The 18,484-nt window shown below is 60.7% G+C and carries 17 protein-coding genes and 1 pseudogene; 8 read left to right on the forward strand and 10 right to left on the reverse strand.

Annotated features, from left to right (window positions below):
• Positions 1-96 precede the first annotated feature (96 nt).
• Together BFW87_RS14845 and BFW87_RS14850 are read left to right on the forward strand one after the other, a co-directional pair.
• Positions 97-294, forward strand: a complete 198-nt coding sequence (locus BFW87_RS14845) for a heavy-metal-associated domain-containing protein (protein ID WP_078740528.1) — start codon at positions 97-99, stop codon at positions 292-294.
• A gap of 87 nt (positions 295-381) precedes the next feature.
• Entirely contained in the window at positions 382-1,575 is a 1,194-nt protein-coding gene (locus tag BFW87_RS14850; RefSeq protein WP_078740529.1) for a multidrug effflux MFS transporter, read from the forward strand.
• An 8-nt stretch (positions 1,576-1,583) separates the two neighbouring features.
• Here BFW87_RS14850 and BFW87_RS14855 read toward each other — a convergent pair whose 3' ends face one another.
• From BFW87_RS14855 to BFW87_RS14865, 3 genes are all read right to left on the reverse strand, one after another.
• Entirely contained in the window at positions 1,584-1,766 is a 183-nt protein-coding gene (locus tag BFW87_RS14855; RefSeq protein ID WP_078740530.1) for a hypothetical protein, read from the reverse strand.
• A 335-nt stretch (positions 1,767-2,101) separates the two neighbouring features.
• Positions 2,102-3,115 (reverse strand): zinc-binding alcohol dehydrogenase family protein, encoded by a 1,014-nt coding sequence (locus BFW87_RS14860; protein ID WP_078740531.1) that lies wholly within the window; start codon positions 3,113-3,115, stop codon positions 2,102-2,104.
• A gap of 25 nt (positions 3,116-3,140) precedes the next feature.
• Complete coding sequence (locus BFW87_RS14865) at positions 3,141-3,434, reverse strand: putative quinol monooxygenase (protein ID WP_017255525.1); 294 nt, start codon at positions 3,432-3,434, stop codon at positions 3,141-3,143.
• Between the two features lie 117 nt (positions 3,435-3,551).
• On the opposite strand from BFW87_RS14865, the gene BFW87_RS14870 reads away from it, so the two are divergent.
• The 3 genes and pseudogenes from BFW87_RS14870 (at position 3,552) to BFW87_RS14880 (ending at position 6,786) form a co-directional block, all read left to right on the forward strand.
• A complete protein-coding gene (locus tag BFW87_RS14870; RefSeq protein WP_078740557.1) occupies positions 3,552-4,481 on the forward strand; it encodes a LysR family transcriptional regulator in 930 nt (309 codons plus the stop codon).
• 133 nt (positions 4,482-4,614) lie between these two features.
• A pseudogene (locus BFW87_RS14875) lies at positions 4,615-5,310 on the forward strand (ArsR/SmtB family transcription factor).
• Positions 5,311-5,415: 105 nt separating this feature from the next.
• Positions 5,416-6,786 (forward strand): MFS transporter, encoded by a 1,371-nt coding sequence (locus BFW87_RS14880; protein ID WP_078740532.1) that lies wholly within the window; start codon positions 5,416-5,418, stop codon positions 6,784-6,786.
• 144 nt (positions 6,787-6,930) lie between these two features.
• On the opposite strand, the gene BFW87_RS14885 is transcribed toward BFW87_RS14880, so the two are convergent.
• Entirely contained in the window at positions 6,931-7,884 is a 954-nt protein-coding gene (locus BFW87_RS14885) for an adenosine deaminase (protein ID WP_078740533.1), read from the reverse strand.
• A 194-nt stretch (positions 7,885-8,078) separates the two neighbouring features.
• Here BFW87_RS14885 and BFW87_RS14890 point away from each other — a divergent pair, with 194 nt between their 5' ends.
• Entirely contained in the window at positions 8,079-9,170 is a 1,092-nt protein-coding gene (locus BFW87_RS14890) for a calcium:proton antiporter (protein WP_078740534.1), read from the forward strand.
• Positions 9,171-9,307: 137 nt separating this feature from the next.
• On the opposite strand, the gene BFW87_RS14900 is transcribed toward BFW87_RS14890, so the two are convergent.
• The 6 genes from BFW87_RS14900 to BFW87_RS14925 form a co-directional block, all read right to left on the reverse strand.
• Positions 9,308-10,666, reverse strand: coding sequence for an 8-oxoguanine deaminase (locus BFW87_RS14900; RefSeq protein ID WP_078740536.1), 1,359 nt, complete (start codon positions 10,664-10,666; stop codon positions 9,308-9,310).
• A 184-nt stretch (positions 10,667-10,850) separates the two neighbouring features.
• A complete protein-coding gene (locus BFW87_RS14905; RefSeq protein WP_078740537.1) occupies positions 10,851-11,537 on the reverse strand; it encodes an SDR family oxidoreductase in 687 nt (228 codons plus the stop codon).
• Between the two features lie 34 nt (positions 11,538-11,571).
• Positions 11,572-12,153: an IMPACT family protein gene (locus BFW87_RS14910; RefSeq protein ID WP_078740538.1), complete on the reverse strand. Its 582-nt coding sequence runs from the start codon at positions 12,151-12,153 to the stop codon at positions 11,572-11,574.
• Between the two features lie 12 nt (positions 12,154-12,165).
• The gene (locus BFW87_RS14915; RefSeq protein ID WP_078740539.1) at positions 12,166-12,825 is read right to left on the reverse strand and encodes a TetR/AcrR family transcriptional regulator; all 660 of its coding nucleotides are present in this window, start codon (positions 12,823-12,825) and stop codon (positions 12,166-12,168) included.
• Positions 12,826-12,912: 87 nt separating this feature from the next.
• Positions 12,913-14,307, reverse strand: a complete 1,395-nt coding sequence (locus tag BFW87_RS14920) for a uracil-xanthine permease family protein (protein ID WP_078740558.1) — start codon at positions 14,305-14,307, stop codon at positions 12,913-12,915.
• Between the two features lie 88 nt (positions 14,308-14,395).
• A complete protein-coding gene (locus BFW87_RS14925; RefSeq protein WP_078740540.1) occupies positions 14,396-15,316 on the reverse strand; it encodes a LysR family transcriptional regulator in 921 nt (306 codons plus the stop codon).
• Positions 15,317-15,441: 125 nt separating this feature from the next.
• On the opposite strand from BFW87_RS14925, the gene BFW87_RS14930 reads away from it, so the two are divergent.
• Both BFW87_RS14930 and BFW87_RS14935 read left to right on the forward strand, forming a co-directional pair.
• Positions 15,442-16,791, forward strand: a complete 1,350-nt coding sequence (locus BFW87_RS14930; protein ID WP_078740541.1) for an aspartate aminotransferase family protein — start codon at positions 15,442-15,444, stop codon at positions 16,789-16,791.
• Between the two features lie 48 nt (positions 16,792-16,839).
• A complete protein-coding gene (locus BFW87_RS14935; RefSeq protein WP_078740542.1) occupies positions 16,840-18,336 on the forward strand; it encodes a CoA-acylating methylmalonate-semialdehyde dehydrogenase in 1,497 nt (498 codons plus the stop codon).
• Positions 18,337-18,484: the final 148 nt, after the last annotated feature.

The following is an 18,484-nucleotide window of genomic DNA, read 5'->3' on the forward strand; positions in this document are numbered from 1 at the left end:
TTCCAGATAATCCGAGGTGCCTGGGTTTAGGGCGGCTTCGCCCCCAACGCGGGGCAAGCCCGCTCACTACACAACTTTTATTGAAGGAGTCATGCCATGCAAGTATTCAGCGTTGAAGGAATGACCTGCGGCCATTGCGTCCGCGCGGTGACCCAGGCGGTGCAGAGCCAGGACCCGGCGGCCAGCGTGAAGGTCGACCTGGCGGCAAAAGAAGTGGGCGTGGAAAGCCGCCTGTCTGCCGATCAGGTCATCAGCCTGATCACTGAAGAAGGCTACAGCGCCCGGCTTGCGTGAAATTTCCGATAGTTAGCGAGCTATCGTAATGTTCATGGCACCCAAGCACGGCTAGACTATCGGGCTGCCGACTCACTTGGGTGTCTGATGAACCTCCGCATAATCCTGATTCTGGGCGCCTTGAGCGCCTTCGCGCCGTTGGCGATCGATTTTTACCTGCCGGGCTTTCCGGCGATGGCCACGGCGTTTGCCACCGACGAAAAACACATCCAGCTGACCCTTGCGGTCTACTTCGGCGGCCTGGCCATCGGCCAATTGATCTACGGCCCGCTCGCCGATCGTTTTGGTCGGCGTGGCCCGCTGCTCAGTGGCGTGACCCTGTTTACCCTGGCGTCCTTCGCCTGCGCTTACGCGCCATCCCTGGAATGGCTGATCGGCGCGCGCTTCGTGCAGGCCCTTGGCGGATGCGCGGGCATGGTGATTTCCCGCGCGGTGGTCAGCGACAAATGTGATGCCGTGGGCTCGGCCAAGGTGTATTCGCAACTGATGCTGGTGACTGGCCTGGCGCCGATCCTTGCGCCGCTGGCAGGCGGAGTGATGGTCGGGGTGTGGGGCTGGCAGTCGATTTTCCTGGCGCTGTCGATATTCAGCGTGATGGCCGCCATCGCCGTGGCATTGTGGTTGCCGGAAACCTTCCCGGTCGACAAGCCGCGCCAGCCGTTATCAGGCTCGCTGCGCCGGTACGCCAGCTTATTGTCGGACCGCGTCTACCTCGGTTACGCCTTGACCGGCGGTATCTCGATTGCCGGGATGTTTGCCTATATCGCAGGTTCTCCTTTCGTCTTCATCAAACTCTATGGCGTGCCCGCCGAGCATTACGGCTGGGTATTCGGCTCCAACGCTGCCGGCTTTATTCTGGTGGCGCAGCTCAATGCACGATTGCTGGCCAAACGCGGCCCGGCGTTTTTGCTGTCGCGCACGGTGTGGGTCTACGTGGCGGCGGCGTTGACGCTGCTGGGCATTACCGCCTTGCGCACCGAGGCCTTGTGGCCGTTGCTGGTGCCGCTGTTTATCTGCATCGCCAGCCTGGGCTGCATTTTGCCCAATACTTCGGCCTGTGCCATGGCCGGACAGGGCGCCCGGGCCGGCAGTGCGTCGGCGTTGCTCGGTTGCATTCAGTTTGGTGTGGCGGCGGGGGCGGCGTCGTTGGTCGGCGTGTTACACGACGGCACGGCGATGCCGATGGCGATGGTCATCAGCTTGTGCGGCGTATTGGCGGTGACGGTGGCAGTGTCGACCCAGCGCCTGCAACGGGCGAGGGCCCTGCAGGCGCAGGTCTGAAACGCGGGTCAGCCAGCGGCGGAACGTTGCTGGCTGAGGGGAAAGCGGTGGGGCGCCTGGATGCGGGTTTGCAACGTGTCGGCAAAGGCGCGGGCCTCGGCTTCACTGCGAAAGGTGAAGGCGTCGCCGTCGAGGCTGACCTGCCATTTGTGGCCTGGGGATTTTGCTAACGCTTTTATCAGGATCTTCATTGCTGACTTCCTCACGTAAAAGAATCGTGGCAAAGGCGGCCAATATAAACCCGAATACGCTCACAAATATGACAAAGATCAACTGTCGGACTAATGGCACTCGGCAGTCAGAAAAGTAGTATCTGTGGCGAGCGGGGCTGTTGTGGCGACCGGCTTGTTGTGGCGAGCGGGCTTGCCCCGCGTTGGGCTGCGAAGCGGCCCCAATAAAAAACACCGCGTTCTGCCAGGCAGACCGCGGTGTTTGGTTTTAGGGCTGCTGCGCAGCCCAACGCGGGGCAAGCCCGCTCGCCACAACAAGCCCGCTCGCCACAGGTAAATCGGCGGTTCCGGGTTTTTTAGAATCCTTCCAGCACAATCTTGCCCTTGGCCTTGCCACTTTCCAGCAGAGTGTGGGCGCGGCGCAGGTTTTCGGCGTTGATCACACCGAAGTGCTCACCCACGGTGGTTTTCAGGGTGCCGGCGTCGATCAGTTCGGCCACGCGGTTGAGCAGGTTGTGCTGCTCGATCATGTCCGGCGTCTCGAACATCGAGCGGGTGTACATGAACTCCCAGTGCAGCGACAGGCTCTTGCGCTTGAGCTTGCTGACGTCCAGCGCCTTGGGGTCGTCGATCAGCGCCAGTTTGCCTTGGGGTTGCAGGGCTTCGACCAGTTGGTCCAGGTGAGTGTCGGTCTGGGTCAGGCTGGCGACGTGGGTCACGTGTGCATGGCCGGCGGCTTTCAGCGCTTCGCTGAGCGGTTGGCTGTGGTCGATTACCAGATCGGCGCCCAGCGCCTTGGCCCACTCCTGGGTTTCCGGGCGTGAGGCGGTGCCGATGACTTTCAGTGCGGTGAGCTGGCTGGCCAGTTGGGTCAGGATCGAACCCACCCCACCGGCGGCGCCGACGATCAGCAGGCTCTGGCCTTGATCTTCCTTGCCCTCGCACACTTGCAGACGCTCGAACAGCAGCTCCCAGGCGGTGATTGCGGTCAGCGGCAGCGCGGCGGCTTCAGCAAAACCCAGGCTTTTCGGCATATGGCCGACGATGCGCTCGTCCACAGTGTGTAACTCGCTGTTGCCGCCCGGGCGAGTCAGGGAGCCGGCGTAGAACACCTTGTCACCGGCCTTGAACAGCGTCACGTCGCTGCCGACCGCCTTGACCACACCGGCCACGTCCCAGCCCAGCACTTTGGCGGCGCCGTTTTCTGGGGCGACGTTCTGGCGCACCTTGGTGTCCACCGGGTTGACCGAGATGGCTTTGACTTCCACCAGCAGGTCGCGCGGGCCGGCGACCGGGGCTGGCAGCTCGATGTCTTGCAGGGATTTTGGATCGTTGATCGGCAGTGCTGCGTAGTAGGCAATGGCTTTCATGTGGGCTCCGGAAAAAGGGCGGTGATCAGGCAAGAAACTTCAGGCGCTTGAGTTCGAAGTGTTCAAGCACATCGGCGGCTTTGGCGCGGAAACTCTGGATATGCGCGCTGGCATCGTGGTCGGCCAGGGCTGCGTCGTCGCTCCAGCGTTCGAGCATGTAGAAAGTCTCGGGATGTTGCAGGTCCTGGTGCAGGTCGTATTGCTCGCAGCCGGCTTCGAGGCGGGTAGGTTCCAGCAGGCCGCGCAGCAGGGTTTCCAGAGTGGCTTGCTGGCCGGGTTTGGCGATCAGCGTGGCGATGACGTTAAAGGCAGTGGACATATTCAACTCCTGACACGTGATGAACGGGATGGGCAGATGATTGGCTATTTCCCGCGAAGATAAAAGCGGCTAAAACAGAGGTCTGTTTCAATGAAATTTTGATAATCGGTGTTTAAAGTGCTGCGTTTTGACGATTTACAGCTGTTTGTACGCGCGGCGGATTTGGGCAGCTTGTCGGCTGCCGCTCGGGTGATGGACCTGTCGCCCGCTGTGGCCAGCGCGGCGCTCAAGCGTATCGAAGAGCAATTGGGCGCGCGTTTACTGGCGCGTTCTACTCGCAGCCTGCGTTTAACCGCTGAAGGCGAGGGCTTTCTGGAATACGCCCGTGCTGCACTGAGCTCACTCGACGAAGGGCGGCGCTTATTGGCCAGTGGCCAGGACCATGTCAGCGGCGTGCTGCAACTGTCGGCCCCTTCGGACTTCGGTCGTAACCAGCTGTTGCCGTGGCTGGATGAGTTCCAGCGTGAACACCCGCAACTGAGCGTGCGCCTGCTCCTCGGCGACCGGATTGCCGACCTGTTCCGCCAGCCGGTCGACATTGCCCTGCGTTATGGCGAACCCGAAGACTCCAGCCTGATCGCGCTGCCCATCGCCCCGGAGAATAGTCGCGTGCTGTGCGCCGCCCCCAGCTACCTCGCTCGGCATGGCGAACCCCGGCACCTGGAGCAACTGGCCCAGCATAACTGCTTGCTGTATATGCTCGGCAGCCGCGTGCATGACCACTGGGGGTTTCACGACGGCAAGCGCGACGTCAGCCTGACGGTGACCGGCGACCGTTTCAGTGATGACGCCGACGTGGTGCGGCGCTGGGCGGTGGCGGGGGTGGGCATTGCCTACAAGTCGTGGCTGGATGTGAGTTCCGACGTGCTGGCGGGGCGCTTGCGCGTCATCCTGCCAGAGCTGCGCGGCGAGCGTACGCCACTCAATCTGCTGTGCGCGCACCGTGCGCAATTGAGCAAACCGATCAACTTGCTGCGGGAAATGCTCGTGTCTCGCTGTGCGACCTTGACCGCGCTCTGGCCGGAGCGATTGAACACACCGCAATAGCCTCCACCAAAGCCGGAAATTTCCCTCAGAACCTGTCCCTATCCACGCTGTAAGACGGCGCGGAACTGGCGGTTTACACCCCTATACTTTGGCGCAAACCGCAGCAGACAAATGATCAACAGGGAGTGAATACATGGAAGAAGCACCTTGCATCAGCCAGATCGCCAGCTTGCTCGCCGAGCCCAAGCGCACCGCCATGCTTTGGGCGTTGATGGACGGCTCGGCAAAATCCTCTGAGGAGTTGGCGACGGTCGCCGGGCTGTCCTCGGCGTCGGCCAACGCGCATTTGGCGCGGTTGATCGGCGGCGGTTTGCTGCGCACCGAGGCGCGACGCGGCAAGCGCTTGTTCCGTGTGGCGGCCAATGACGTCAGCGCCGCGATCGATGCGTTGGCCATTACCACCGTGGCCAGTGCCATGCGCTGTGCTTCCCACACTTCACCGCCCGCTTTGGTGGCGCCGCTGCCCTTGCGCCATGCCCGGTTATGCCAGGGTCACCTGGGTGGCAAGCTGGCGGCTGCGTTGTATCAACGCATGGTGGGCGCGGGGTGGCTGGAGTGCGGTGAGCAGCGCACAGATGTCACGCTCAGAGGCGCGCGGCAGTTTGCGAACCTGGGCATTTTCACCCAGGCGCTGGCGTCACCGCTGGTGTGCGACTGTTTTGACTGGAGCTAGCAGCAACCGCACTTGGGCGGTGCGTTGGGGGCGGGGTTGTTGCAACTGTTTTTACAGTCCGGCTGGATCTGCGTTATCAGTGAGTCCAGGGCCTTGCGGGTGACTGATCTCGGGCTGTCGGAAATCAACCGGCTGGCGGCGCCGTCGCAGTCTTAGCCCGTGTTGCGTCGTTCACAGTTTCAGTCAGGTCGCATTCAGCAATAATCCGGCAAAACGATGCCGCACACTCGCCGAGGGGACTATTCACACAGGGGGTGCGGCATGGGTATGACAGGCTATAGCGCAGCGGAACGGCTGGAACGGTTGCCCATCAGTGGCTACCACCGAATCATTTTCATCATCATCGCCCTGGCGTTTTTCTTTGACTCCATGGACCTGGCGATGATGACGTTCCTGCTGGGCTCGATCAAAACCGAGTTCGGCCTGAGCACGGCCCAGGCCGGGTTGCTGGCCAGTTCAAGTTTTTTCGGCATGGTGGTGGGCGCGTCTTTGTCGGGGATGCTCGCAGACCGTTTCGGCCGCAAACCGGTGTTTCAGTGGAGCATCGTGTTATGGGGCATCGCCAGCTACCTGTGCTCCACGGCGCAGACGGTGGAGACGCTGACGCTGTTTCGCATTCTGCTCGGCATTGGCATGGGCATGGAGTTTCCGATTGCGCAGTCGATGCTCTCGGAGCTGATCCCGGCCAAGGGGCGTGGGCGTTATATCGCCTTGATGGACGGCTTCTGGCCGTTGGGTTTTGTCGCGGCAGGCGTGCTGTCGTATTTTCTGCTGCCGGTGATCGGCTGGCGTGACATCTTCCTGGTATTGGCGGTGCCGGCGGTGTTCGTGCTGGCGATCCGCTTTTTTATCCCGGAGTCACCGCGCTGGCTGGAGCAGGCCGGGCGACACGCTGCGGCAGACAAAGTGTTGCTGGGCATTGAGCAGAAAGTGCGCGACTCACTGGGGCGCGCCGACTTGCCGGAGCCGATTCGTCTGCCACGGGTGGAGAGTACGCCGGGGAATTTTTTCTCGGCGTTTCATCAATTGTGGTCGGCGCAGTACCGCCAACGCACGATGATGATCTGGAGTGTGTGGTTCTTTGCGTTGCTCGGCTTTTACGGGCTGACCTCGTGGCTCAGCGCGTTGTTGCAGCAGTCGGGTTTTGCCGTGACCCAGTCGGTGTATTACACGGTGATCATTTCACTGGGCGGGATCCCCGGGTTCCTGATGGCGGCGTGGCTGGTGGAGCGCTGGGGGCGTAAGCCGGTGTGTGTCGTGACACTGCTCGGCGGCGGGGTAATGGCGTTTTTGTATGGGCAAAGCGCGGTGTTCGGCGGCAACGTGGGGCTATTGATTACCTCGGGGTTGCTGATGCAGTTCTTTCTGTTTGGTATGTGGGCGGTGTTGTACACCTACACGCCGGAGCTGTATCCCACGTCGGCGCGGGCGACCGGTTCCGGGTTTGCGTCGGCAATTGGCCGCGTCGGTTCGTTGCTGGGGCCGTTGGTGACCGGGTTGGTGTTTCCGGTGACCGGGCAGGGCGGGGTGTTTGCCTTGGGCGCACTGTGTTTTGCCGTGGCGGCGGTGGTGGTGTGGGTGTTCGGGATGGAGACGAAGGGCAAGACGCTGGAAGAACTCACCGAAATTTAACGGCCAATATAAAACCAGTGTGGGAGCTGGCTTGTCGAATCGTCGCACCGCTGCGATGCAGGCACCTCGGTTTTTCAGTTGCACCGAGGTGATGCTATCGCAGGCAAGCCAGCTCCCACATTCAGACCGTATTCATTCAGCCAGTTATGGCTTGACCAAGCGCGCATCCAGGCTGTTCTGCGCCAGGCGTTTGGCCTGGTCCTGGGTCATCCCCAGGCTGGTGTACAGCGCGTGGAAATTCTCGGTCACATAACCACCGAAATACGCCGGGTCATCCGAGTTCACGGTCACCTTCACGCCACGCTCAAGCATGTCGAGAATGTTGTGCTGGGCCATGTCATCGAACACACACAGCTTGGTGTTGGACAGCGGGCACACGGTCAGCGGGATCTGCTCGTCGATGATGCGTTGCATCAAACGCTCGTCTTCAATGGCGCGTACGCCATGGTCGATGCGCTGGATTTTCAGCAGGTCGAGGGCTTCCCAAATGTACTCGGGCGGGCCTTCTTCGCCGGCGTGGGCCACGGTGAGGAAGCCTTCGTGACGGGCACGGTCGAACACGCGCTGGAACTTGCTCGGCGGGTGGCCCATTTCCGAACTGTCCAGGCCCACGGCCACAAACGCATCACGGAATGGCAGGGCCTGGTCGAGGGTTTTCTCGGCTTCGGCTTCGCTCAAGTGGCGCAGGAAACTCAGGATCAAACCGCTGGTGATGCCCAGTTGCTGTTCGCCATCTTTGAGCGCGGCGGCGATGCCGTTGAGCACCACTTCGAACGGAATGCCACGGTCGGTGTGGGTTTGCGGGTCGAAGAAGGGTTCGGTGTGGATTACGTTCTGTGCTTTGCAGCGCAGCAGGTAGGCCCAGGTCAGGTCGTAAAAATCCTGGGAGGTGCGCAACACGTCGGCGCCCTTGTAATACAGGTCGAGAAACTCTTGCAGGTTGTTGAAGGCGTAGGCCTTGCGCAGGGTTTCGACGTCGTTCCACGGCAGCGCAATCTTGTTGCGTTCGGCCAGGGCGAACAGCAGCTCAGGCTCCAGCGAGCCTTCCAGGTGCAGGTGCAATTCAGCCTTGGGCAGGGCGTTGAGCCAATCGTACATTTTCTAAATTCTCATCAGGTGCAATGGCGGCATTCTACAGGCCATGGCTGAAATAATCGGCAAAACCTGACCAGCAGGAGAGTATTGGTTTTATTCACGCAAGGGCGGCGTGAACTAAGGTGTAACGAAACGTTAGCGACGTGGTGCAGTCTGTACCCCATCAATGACTGATTTGCTGCACCAAAAGGCCCGGAATGCTCACATCCCTCAAGCAAGAAAAATTCATGCTGCTGGCGCTGATTGCCGCCATCGCCGCTTACCCGCTGGAGCACTGGATGCTCAACAGCGGGCAGATGGTCGCGCTGCTCGGTGGCGTGGTGCTGATCGGCTTTATCGTGGTGGCGTCGATGCGCGTGGCGCACCATGCCGAACAGCTTGCGGAAAAGGTCGGCGACCCCTACGGCACCATGATCCTGACCCTCGCCGCGGTGCTGGTGGAAGTGGTGATCCTGGCGATCATGATGAGTAACGAGCCCTCACCGACCCTGGTGCGCGACACGATTTATTCGGCGGTGATGCTCGACATCAACGGCATCCTCGGCCTCGCCGCGCTGATGGGTGGCATCAAGCATGGTGAACAGTCCTACAACGATGACTCCGCGCGCAGCTACAGCGTGATGATTCTTACCGCCATGGGCGTGTCCATGGTGGTGCCGGAATTTATCCCCGAGGCCGACTGGAAAATTTACTCGGCCTTCACCATTGGCGCGATGGTGTTGCTCTACACCCTGTTTCTGCGCATGCAGGTGGGGCCACACAGTTACTTCTTCAGCTACAGCTACCCGGAAAAACGCCGCAAGAAGCAGCCGGAAGAAGAGGAAGCGCCGCCGATCAACCTGGCGTTCTCCATTGGCACGCTGGTGTTTGGGGTCATCGTGATTGGTGCGCTGGCTGAGGTGATGTCGAAAACCCTGGACCTTGGCCTGGAAGGCACGGGCGCGCCGCCGGTGATCACGGCGATTGTGGTGGCGGCGATTTCGGCGGCGCCGGAGATTCTAACCGCCTTGCGCGCTGCATTGGCCAACCGCATGCAGTCGGTGGTGAATATTGCGTTGGGCGCGTCGTTGTCGACGGTGATTTTGACCGTGCCGGTGATGGAAGCCATGGCGCTCTATACCGGCCAGCCGTTCCAGATGGCGATGACGCCGGTGCAAACGGTGATGGTGTTTATCACGCTGATTGTGAGTGCGATCAACCTGAACGATGGCGAAACCAATGCCATCGAAGGGATGACGCATTTTGTGTTGTTTGCGACTTTTATTATGTTGTCGTTGTTGGGGTTGTAAACACCGCAGGACCTTATGTGGGAGCTGGCTTGCCTGCGATGCAGGCACCTCGGTTTTTCAGTTGCACCGGGGTGATGCTATCGCAGGCAAGCCAGCTCCCACAGAGGTCTCCTCCCACATTTGGACCTGTGTCTGGCTTAGGTTCCGGCGATCAGCTGGCGGGCGGCCTGGGTGTGATCGGCGATCAGGCCTTTGAGGTCCAGGCCCTCCACCTGACCATCAATCACCCGCCATTTACCACCCACCATCACCCGATCCGCACGATCTGCACCGCACAGCAGCAGCGCCGAAATCGGATCATGGCTGCCGGAAAAACGCAGTTCATCGAGCTTGAACAGCGCCAGGTCAGCCTGTTTTCCTACGGCCAGCTCACCAATATCCGTACGCCCCAACAACTGCGCTGAACCCTTGGTCGCCCAGCCCAGCACGCCTTCGGGGGTGATCTTTTCCGCGCCGTAACGCAGGCGCTGAATGTACAAGGCCTGGCGGGCTTCGAGGATCATGTTGGACGCGTCATTGGAGGCGGAACCGTCCACGCCCAATCCAATCGGTGCACCTGCGGCGAGCAAATCCAGGGTTGGGCAGATGCCCGACGCCAAACGCATATTCGAACTCGGGCAATGGCAGATGCCCGTGCCGGCGGCGCCCAGGCGTGCGATTTCATCCGGGTTGAAGTGAATGCCGTGGGCCAGCCAGGTGCGCGGGCCGAGCCAGCCGACGCTGTCGAGATAATCCACGGTACGCAGGCCGAAACGCTGCAGGCAGAAGTCTTCTTCGTCGAGGGTTTCCGCCAGGTGGGTGTGCAGGCGCACGTCGAGGCTGTTGGCCAGTTCGGCGCTGGCTTCCATGATTTCCGGGGTGACCGAAAACGGTGAGCAGGGCGCCAGGGCTATCTGGATTTGCGCACCGTCGCCACGCTCGTGGTACTCGCGAATCAGGCGTTTACTGTCTTCGAGAATGACTTGGCCTTGCTGCACGGTTTGCTGCGGTGGCAGGCCGCCGTCGGCTTCGCCCAGGCTCATGGAACCGCGGGTGAGCATGGCGCGCATGCCCAGTTCGCGCACGCTTTCCACTTGCACGTCGATGGCGTTTTCCAGACCGTCAGGGAACAGGTAGTGGTGATCCGCTGCCGTGGTGCAGCCCGAGAGCAGCAGTTCGGCCAGGGCGACTTTGGAGGCGAGTGCGAGTTTTTCAGGCGTCAGCCGTGCCCAGACCGGGTACAGGGTTTTCAGCCACGGAAATAACGGCTGATTGACCACCGGCGCCCAGGCGCGGGTCAGGGTTTGGTAGAAATGGTGGTGGGTGTTGATCAGGCCCGGCAGGACCACATGTTCGCGCGCATCAAATATTTGTCCACAGGGCACGCTGGGCTCGCGTCCCCAGCCCAGCACTTCGGTGATCACACCGTCTTGCAGCACTAGGCCGCCACGGGCGTCGAGGCCATTGGCAGTGAAAATCGCGAGGGGGTTTTTTAACCAGATACGGGTCGCAGGCATTGGCCGGCTCCTCTGAATGATGGGTTCAGGTTTGCCAGCTCAGTGTTGCCCTGTCTGCTGATCCAGGGTCGCCGGTGAGGGCGAGGGGAGTAGATTACGTGGAGTTCGGGTGCGGGTCTAGCTGTGGGAGTGAGTGCTCTTGAGATCATCGCGGGCAAGCCCGCTCCCACAGTGGGCCGAGGGTTTACCAGGCGATGGTGTCGCCCTTGTAGTCGATGAAGTGGTGGCCGCCTTTGCCGGTGTAGGCATTTACCTGATCGACCAGGCCGCGCACGCTGGTGTCGACGTCGATGTGCGCGTTTTCACCGCCCATGTCGGTTTTCACCCAGCCCGGGTGCAGCGATAGCACAGTCAGTTTGTGGTCGCCGAGTTGGGTGATGAAACTGTTGGTCATGGAGTTGAGCGCGGCCTTGCTGGCCTTGTACAGCGCCAGGTCCGAGCCGTCCGGGATGGTGACGCTGCCCAGCACCGAACTCATGAACGCCAGCACGCCGCTGTCTTTGCGGATTTGCCCGGCAAAACGCTGGGCCAGGTTGATCGGCGCCACGGCGTTGGTGAAAAACAGCTGGCCGACTTCCGCCAGGGTGGCGTGGCCTGGTTCCTGGTTGGCCGGGCCTTTGACGCCGGCGTTGACGAACAGCAGGTCGAAGGTGCGCTCCTTGAGGCGCTGGCTCAGGGCGATCACGGCTTGCTGATCGTCCATGTCCAGCTTCTCGATCTTTACCGGGCCGACGGCTTTCAGGGCGTCGGCGTTGTTCGGGTCGCGCACGGTGGCGGTCACGTCCCAGCCGTCCTGGAGCAATTGCTTGACCAGGCCAAGGCCCAGCCCGCGCGAGGCGCCGATGATCAGTGCGGTTTTTGGCGTAGACATGAATAGCTTCCTTTAGAGTCGCGGTTCAGGGAGTTCAACGTTGTAGCAGGATACGCCCACGGCTGAGGTCGGCGAGTTGAATTTGCAGGGTGTCGATATGCGCCTCGCCCAAGGCAAGCTGCAACTCGACGCCGTTGGCGGTAAAGACTTCTTCGACCACCAGCCCGCCCAGTTCGGCAACGCGCAGTTTCACCAGGTTCAGCTCGGCGAAAGCGCAGGCGCAACTCAAGGGCACGCGGCTGATCAGCTCGATGCGTTCGGCCGTTTGCAGGCATTTGTTCGCACCGCCGCCGTAGGCCCGGGCGAGGCCGCCAGTGCCCAGTTGGATGCCGCCGTACCAGCGAATCACCAGCACTGCGACCTGATCAAACCCCTGCGCTTCAATAGCTGCAAGGATCGGCCGCCCGGCGGTGCCGCCGGGTTCGCCATCGTCATTGCTGCGATACTGGTCCGCCAGCTTCCAGGCCCAGCAGTTGTGCGTGGCGTTCAGGTCACTGTGTTGCTCGAAAAACGCCTGGGCGTCTTGCGCGCTGGTAATGGGCGCGGCGAGGGTGATGAAGCGGCTTTTGCGTATTTCTTCACGAAATTCGCAAAGGCCGGTAAGCGTGAAAGGCATAAGTCGCTTCGTTTAGAGGGCCGGCTGGATGCCACAGCCCTTGAGAATAATGTGGATCAGGTTAGTGCCGGCCTCTTCCATGTCTTGCTTGGTCAGCTTGGTGCGACCGGTGACACGGCAGATCTGGGTGGCGAAGTCGGCATAGTGCTGGGTGCTGCCCCACAGCAGGAAGATCAGGTGCACCGGGTCGATCGGGTCCATCTTGCCGGCGTCGATCCAGGCCTGGAACACCGCCGCCCGGCCGCTGAACCAGGCGCGGTAGTCCTGGCTGAAATATTCGGTCAGGCATTCGCCGCCGCTGATGATCTCCATGGCGAAGATCCGTGAGGCTTGCGGGTGGCGCCGCGAAAATTCCATCTTGGTGCGGATGTAGCGGGTGAGGGCCACGGCAGGATCGTCCTCGGCGGTCAGCGCGTTGAACGTGCTGTCCCACAGTTCGAGGATATTGCTGAGCACCGCGATATACAGGCCCAGCTTGTTGGTGAAGTAGTAATGCAGATTGGCCTTGGGCAGCCCGGCACTTGAGGCAATGGTGTTCATACTCGTGCCTTTGTAGCCATGGCGCGCGAACTCATCTTCAGCAGCCTGGAGAATCGCTTGTTCGTTCTTTTGTCGAATGCGGCTGGCGGGTTTACCGGCGTGGTTGCTGTGGGCAGGAACTTCGAGGCTCATGGAGGTTTCCGTGCTGATCGATAAAGACGACGTGTGCACAGATAACCCACCCTCAAGCCTCAGACAAGTCCTGATGCAATAAAACCGTCAAAGCGGTTCCAGTGTGTCGCTTTCCGCCGCGTGGTTTGCGGCATCGCGGGTGGTTTTGGCTTCCGGCAACAGCAGGCAGAGCACGATAGCGGTCAGCCCGCCGCTGGTGATGGCGGAGTCGAACAGGTTTTGTACCAGGCTCGGCATCAGGTGCAGCAAGTCGGGCTGGGCGGCGATGCCCAGGCCGACGCCGAACGAGGTGGCGATGATCAACATGCTGCGCCGGTCGAGCGGCGCCTGGGCGAGGATGCGCACGCCGGCAGCGGCGACGCTGCCGAACATCACCAGGGTGGCGCCGCCCAATACGGGTTTGGGGATTTGCTGCAGTACGGCGCCAATCAGCGGAAACAAGCCGAGGCAAAACAGCAGCACGCCTATATATAAGCCGACGTAACGGCTGGCCACGCCGGTGAGTTGGATCACGCCATTGTTCTGCGCAAACGTGGTGTTGGGGAAGGCACTGAAGGTGGCGGCAATCATGCAGCTCACGCCATCGCCGAGTACGCCACCCTTGAGCCGGCTTATATAAGAAGGGCCACTGATGGGTTGGCGGGCAATCATGCAGTTGGCGGTAAGGTCGCCGACAGTTTCGATACTGCTGATCAGATAAATCAGCGCGATCGGCAGGAAAGCGCTCCAGTCGAAGTTGAAACCGAAGCGAAACGGGATGGGCATGCTGATCAACGGCAAGTCGGGCAAGGCCTGAGGCACCAGTTTTCCGCTGAACCAAGCGGCGAGGCTGCCGACGGCGAGGCCGATAATGATCGCCGAGAGACGCACCCACGGCGTGTTCGAGCGATTGAGCAGGATGATGGTCAGCACCACGAACACACCCAATGCCAGGTTGATCGGTGCGCCGAAGTCGGGGGCGTTAAAGCCGCCGCCGAGGTCTGTGATGCCGACCTTGATTAGGCTGATGCCGATCAGGGTAATCACGATGCCGGTGACCAACGGGGTGATCACCCGGCGCAGTTGCCCGATAAAGCGGCTCAGCACGATCTGCACCGCCGCGCCGAAAAAGCACACGCCGAAGATCATCGCCATGATGTCTTCCGGGCTGCCGCCGCGTTGTTTCACTAGAAAGCCTGCCGATAGCACCGCGCCGAGGAACGCAAAACTGGTGCCTTGCAGGCAGATCATCCCGGCGCCGATGCCAAACGGCCTGCGCGCCTGGATGAAGGTGCCTACACCGGAAACCATCAATGCCATGCTGATCAGGTACGGCAGGTGGGCGGTCAGGCCGAGGGTGGAGCCGATGATCAGCGGTGGTGTGATGATGCCGACAAAGGCGGCCAGCACATGTTGCAGGGCGGCGAGTGTAGCGGGCACGGGTTTCGGACGGTCGTTGAGGCCGTAGATCAGGTCGCTGGGGCTGGACGATTCTGGTGGCATGGTGGGCAAACTCGGGGCGGACAGTTCAAGGTAGTGGTCTCCTTGCAAAAAGCTGTCCACTTGCTCAAGTTTTAATGAAAGGCCCGGGCTAGCGTGTTGCGGCCAGACTCTCCAGAAAACTCTCCAGCACCAAATGAGGGCGACGGCCCTTGCGCGTGACCGATGCGAGGCTCAAATCGTAAAAACGTGTAGCCGGTTTCAGCGCGCGCAGTCGGCCTTGTTGCACCCACAGGCTGGCGTAGTGATCGGGCAGGTAGCCTATGTAGCGGCCGGTGAGGATCAGGAACGCCATGCCTTCGCGGTCCGAAGCGCTGGCGGTGCAGTTGAGGGCCTGGTAATGCGCCTGGATGTCGGCGGGCAGGCGGAAGGTTGGGGCGATGGCGTCCTGGCTGTCGATGCGCGGGTCGCCCAGCTGTTTGTCGTCGGCGTAGAACAATGGGTGGCCGACGGCGCAATAGAGCAGCGAACGTTCGCTGTACAACGGCTGGTACTCCAACCCCGACAAGGCGCTGGCCTGTGGCACCACGCCGACATGCAGGCGGCCGTCGAGTACGCCTTGTTCGACTTCATTGGGGGCGATCATGCGGATCTGGATCTGCACGTCCGGGCCGCGTTCCTTCAACTGCGCCAATGCATGGGTGATGCGCATGTGGGGCAGGGTGACGAGGTTGTCAGTCAGGCCGATGATCAGTTCGCCACGCAAATGCTGGTGCAGGCCGTTGACCTCGGTGCGAAAGCTCTCCAGGGCACTCAATAGTTGCAGCGCGGACTGGTAAACCTCGCGGCCCTCTTCGGTCAGGGAAAACCCGGCGCGGCCGCGTTGGCAGAGTCTTAATCCAAGGCGCTGCTCGAGGTCGCTCATCTGCTGGCTGATGGCTGAGCGCCCGATGCCCAGGACGGTTTCCGCCGCTGAGAAGCCGCCGCATTCCACCACGCTGCGAAAGATGCGCAACAAGCGGATATCGAAGTCGCTGACTTGGGCAAGTGGGTCGGGTCGGCGGCTGCTCATAGTTTAGTAAAGGCCTGACTGAAGGTTAGAAGAGTTGAATTTCACCGACTTTATCGCCGTGGCAATTTAGCTGCAACAACGCTTTTCAATCCCGACGCTGCCTTTTGCCTTGCGAGGTTTTGCTGATGAACATGCCCGAAAACGCCCCATCGTCCCTGGCCAGCCAACTGAAGTTGGACGCCCACTGGATGCCTTACACCGCCAACCGTAACTTCCAGCGTGACCCGCGCCTGATCGTGGCCGCCGAAGGCAGCTGGTTGATCGATGACAAGGGGCGCAAGGTCTACGATTCGCTGTCGGGGCTGTGGACCTGCGGCGCCGGGCATACGCGCAAGGAAATTCAGGAAGCGGTCTCCAGGCAATTGGGCACGCTGGACTACTCTCCGGGCTTCCAATACGGTCATCCGTTGTCCTTTCAGCTGGCGGAAAAGATCACCGATTTGACCCCAGGCAACCTGAACCACGTGTTCTTCACCGATTCCGGCTCCGAATGCGCCGATACCGCGGTGAAGATGGTGCGTGCGTACTGGCGCCTAAAAGGCCAGGCGACCAAGACCAAGATGATTGGCCGTGCCCGTGGTTATCACGGTGTGAACATTGCCGGTACCAGCCTCGGCGGCGTTAACGGCAACCGCAAGCTATTTGGCCAAGGTTTGATGGACGTCGACCATCTGCCGCACACCTTGCTGGCGAGCAATGCGTTCTCCCGTGGCATGCCGGAGCTGGGTGGTATTGCACTGGCAGATGAATTGCTCAAGCTGATCGAATTGCACGACGCCTCAAACATCGCAGCCGTATTTGTTGAGCCAATGGCCGGTTCCGCCGGCGTGCTGGTGCCGCCACAGGGTTACCTGAAACGTCTGCGCGAAATCTGCGACCAACACAACATCCTTCTGGTGTTCGACGAAGTGATCACCGGTTTTGGCCGTACCGGTTCGATGTTCGGCGCTGACAGCTTCGGCGTAACGCCGGACCTGATGTGCATCGCCAAGCAAGTCACCAACGGCGCGATCCCAATGGGCGCAGTGATTGCCAGCAGCGAGATCTATCAAACCTTCATGAACCAGGCGACGCCTGAGTACGCGGTGGAATTCCCACACGGCTACACCTACTCGGCGCACCCCGTAGCCTGCGCAGCTGGCTTGGCGGCACTGGACCTGTTGCAGAAAGAAAACCTGGTGCAGAGCGTGGCCGAAGTTGCGCCGCACTTTGAGAATGCGCTGCACGGCTTGAAGGGCAGCAAGAACGTCATCGACATCCGTAACTACGGCCTGGCCGGTGCGATCCAGATCGCCCCGCGCGACGGTGATGCCATCGTGCGTCCATTCGAGGCTGGCATGGCCTTGTGGAAAGCCGGGTTCTACGTGCGCTTTGGCGGCGACACCCTGCAGTTCGGGCCAACCTTCAACAGCAAGCCGCAGGACCTGGATCGTCTGTTCGATGCGGTCGGCGAAGTGCTGAACAAGATCGACTGATTTCTCCTTCTATATAGAACAATTAGAACAATTTTTCAGGAGCCCTGCATGAGCCTTATCCAGCATTTGATCAACGGTGAGTTGGTCAATGACAGCGGCCGTAGCGCCGACGTGTACAACCCGTCCACCGGCCAGGTGATTCACCAGGTGCCATTGGCCAGCCGTGAAACCATTCAACAGGCGATCGACTCGGCCAAAGCCGCGTTCCCGGCCTGGCGTAATACGCCGCCGGCCAAACGTGCTCAGGTGATGTATCGTTTCAAGCAGTTGCTGGAGCAGAACGAAGCGCGCATCTCGCAGTTGATCAGCGAAGAGCACGGCAAGACCCTTGAAGACGCAGCGGGTGAGTTGAAGCGCGGGATCGAGAACGTCGAATACGCGTGCTCGGCGCCGGAGATTCTCAAGGGCGAGTACAGCCGTAACGTCGGGCCGAACATTGATGCGTGGTCGGATTTCCAGCCCTTGGGTGTGGTGGCCGGTATTACGCCGTTCAACTTCCCGGCCATGGTGCCTTTGTGGATGTACCCGCTGGCGATCGTCTGCGGTAACTGTTTTATTCTGAAACCATCGGAGCGTGATCCGAGCTCGACGCTGCTGATTGCGCAATTGCTGCAAGAGGCCGGTCTGCCTAAAGGCGTGCTGAGCGTGGTGCATGGCGATAAGGGCGCAGTGGATGCGTTGATCGAAGCGCCAGAGGTGAAAGCCTTGAGCTTTGTCGGCTCGACGCCGATTGCCGAGTACATCTATTCCGAAGCGACCAAGCGCGGCAAACGTGTGCAGGCGCTGGGCGGGGCGAAGAACCATGCGGTGTTGATGCCGGACGCGGATCTGGATAACGCCGTCAGTGCTTTGATGGGCGCGGCGTACGGTTCCTGTGGTGAGCGTTGCATGGCGATTTCGGTGGCCGTGTGCGTGGGTGACCAGGTGGCGGATGCGTTGATTGCCAAGTTGGTACCGCAGATCAAGGCGCTGAAGATTGGTGCGGGCACCACGTGCGGTCTGGATATGGGGCCGTTGGTGACCGGTCAGGCGCGCGATAAGGTCAGTGGCTATATAGAAGACGGTGTTTCCTCAGGCGCAACGTTGGTGGTTGATGGTCGCGGGCTGAGTGTTTCGGGCCATGAGGAGGGTTTCTTCCTGGGCGGTAGCCTGTTTGATCGCGTGACGCCTGAGATGCGCATCTATAAAGAAGAGATCTTCGGGCCGGTGCTGTGCGTGGTGCGGGTGGATAGCCTGGAAGCAGCGATGCAACTGATCAATGATCACGAGTATGGCAACGGTACGTGCATCTTTACCCGTGACGGTGAGGCGGCGCGTCTGTTCTGTGACGAGATCGAAGTGGGCATGGTGGGGGTTAACGTTCCGCTGCCGGTGCCGGTGGCGTATCACAGCTTTGGTGGCTGGAAGCGTTCACTGTTTGGCGATTTGCATGCTTATGGGCCGGATGGGGTGCGTTTCTATACCCGTCGCAAGGCGATTACCCAGCGCTGGCCGCAGCGTGCCAGCCATGAAGCGTCGCAGTTTGCTTTCCCCAGCTTGACGTAGGGAGAGCAGAAAGCCGGCCCCTTGGGGCCGGCTTTCGCGTTTTTGGGGGCTTTTTGACCGATATGACAGAAATGTGAAAAAAGGGGTTGACGGCAGATTCTGGAAGTCTATAATTCGCCCCACTTCCGGCGCAGTCGAAACGGAAAAC

The sequence above is a fragment of the Pseudomonas fluorescens genome (assembly GCF_002022275.1).
GTDB classification, from domain to species: domain Bacteria; phylum Pseudomonadota; class Gammaproteobacteria; order Pseudomonadales; family Pseudomonadaceae; genus Aquipseudomonas; species Aquipseudomonas fluorescens_AJ.

Coding starts and splice junctions, on each gene's coding strand:
- BFW87_RS14845 (WP_078740528.1), top strand. CDS start 97: ATGCAAGTATTCAGCGTTGAAGGAATGACCTGCGGCCATTGCGTCCGC.
- BFW87_RS14850 (WP_078740529.1), top strand. CDS start 382: ATGAACCTCCGCATAATCCTGATTCTGGGCGCCTTGAGCGCCTTCGCG.
- BFW87_RS14855 (WP_078740530.1), bottom strand. CDS start 1,766: ATGAAGATCCTGATAAAAGCGTTAGCAAAATCCCCAGGCCACAAATGG.
- BFW87_RS14860 (WP_078740531.1), bottom strand. CDS start 3,115: ATGAAAGCCATTGCCTACTACGCAGCACTGCCGATCAACGATCCAAAA.
- BFW87_RS14865 (WP_017255525.1), bottom strand. CDS start 3,434: ATGTCCACTGCCTTTAACGTCATCGCCACGCTGATCGCCAAACCCGGC.
- BFW87_RS14880 (WP_078740532.1), top strand. CDS start 5,416: ATGGGTATGACAGGCTATAGCGCAGCGGAACGGCTGGAACGGTTGCCC.
- BFW87_RS14885 (WP_078740533.1), bottom strand. CDS start 7,884: ATGTACGATTGGCTCAACGCCCTGCCCAAGGCTGAATTGCACCTGCAC.
- BFW87_RS14890 (WP_078740534.1), top strand. CDS start 8,079: ATGCTCACATCCCTCAAGCAAGAAAAATTCATGCTGCTGGCGCTGATT.
- BFW87_RS14900 (WP_078740536.1), bottom strand. CDS start 10,666: ATGCCTGCGACCCGTATCTGGTTAAAAAACCCCCTCGCGATTTTCACT.
- BFW87_RS14905 (WP_078740537.1), bottom strand. CDS start 11,537: ATGTCTACGCCAAAAACCGCACTGATCATCGGCGCCTCGCGCGGGCTG.
- BFW87_RS14910 (WP_078740538.1), bottom strand. CDS start 12,153: ATGCCTTTCACGCTTACCGGCCTTTGCGAATTTCGTGAAGAAATACGC.
- BFW87_RS14915 (WP_078740539.1), bottom strand. CDS start 12,825: ATGAGCCTCGAAGTTCCTGCCCACAGCAACCACGCCGGTAAACCCGCC.
- BFW87_RS14920 (WP_078740558.1), bottom strand. CDS start 14,307: ATGCCACCAGAATCGTCCAGCCCCAGCGACCTGATCTACGGCCTCAAC.
- BFW87_RS14925 (WP_078740540.1), bottom strand. CDS start 15,316: ATGAGCAGCCGCCGACCCGACCCACTTGCCCAAGTCAGCGACTTCGAT.
- BFW87_RS14930 (WP_078740541.1), top strand. CDS start 15,442: ATGAACATGCCCGAAAACGCCCCATCGTCCCTGGCCAGCCAACTGAAG.
- BFW87_RS14935 (WP_078740542.1), top strand. CDS start 16,840: ATGAGCCTTATCCAGCATTTGATCAACGGTGAGTTGGTCAATGACAGC.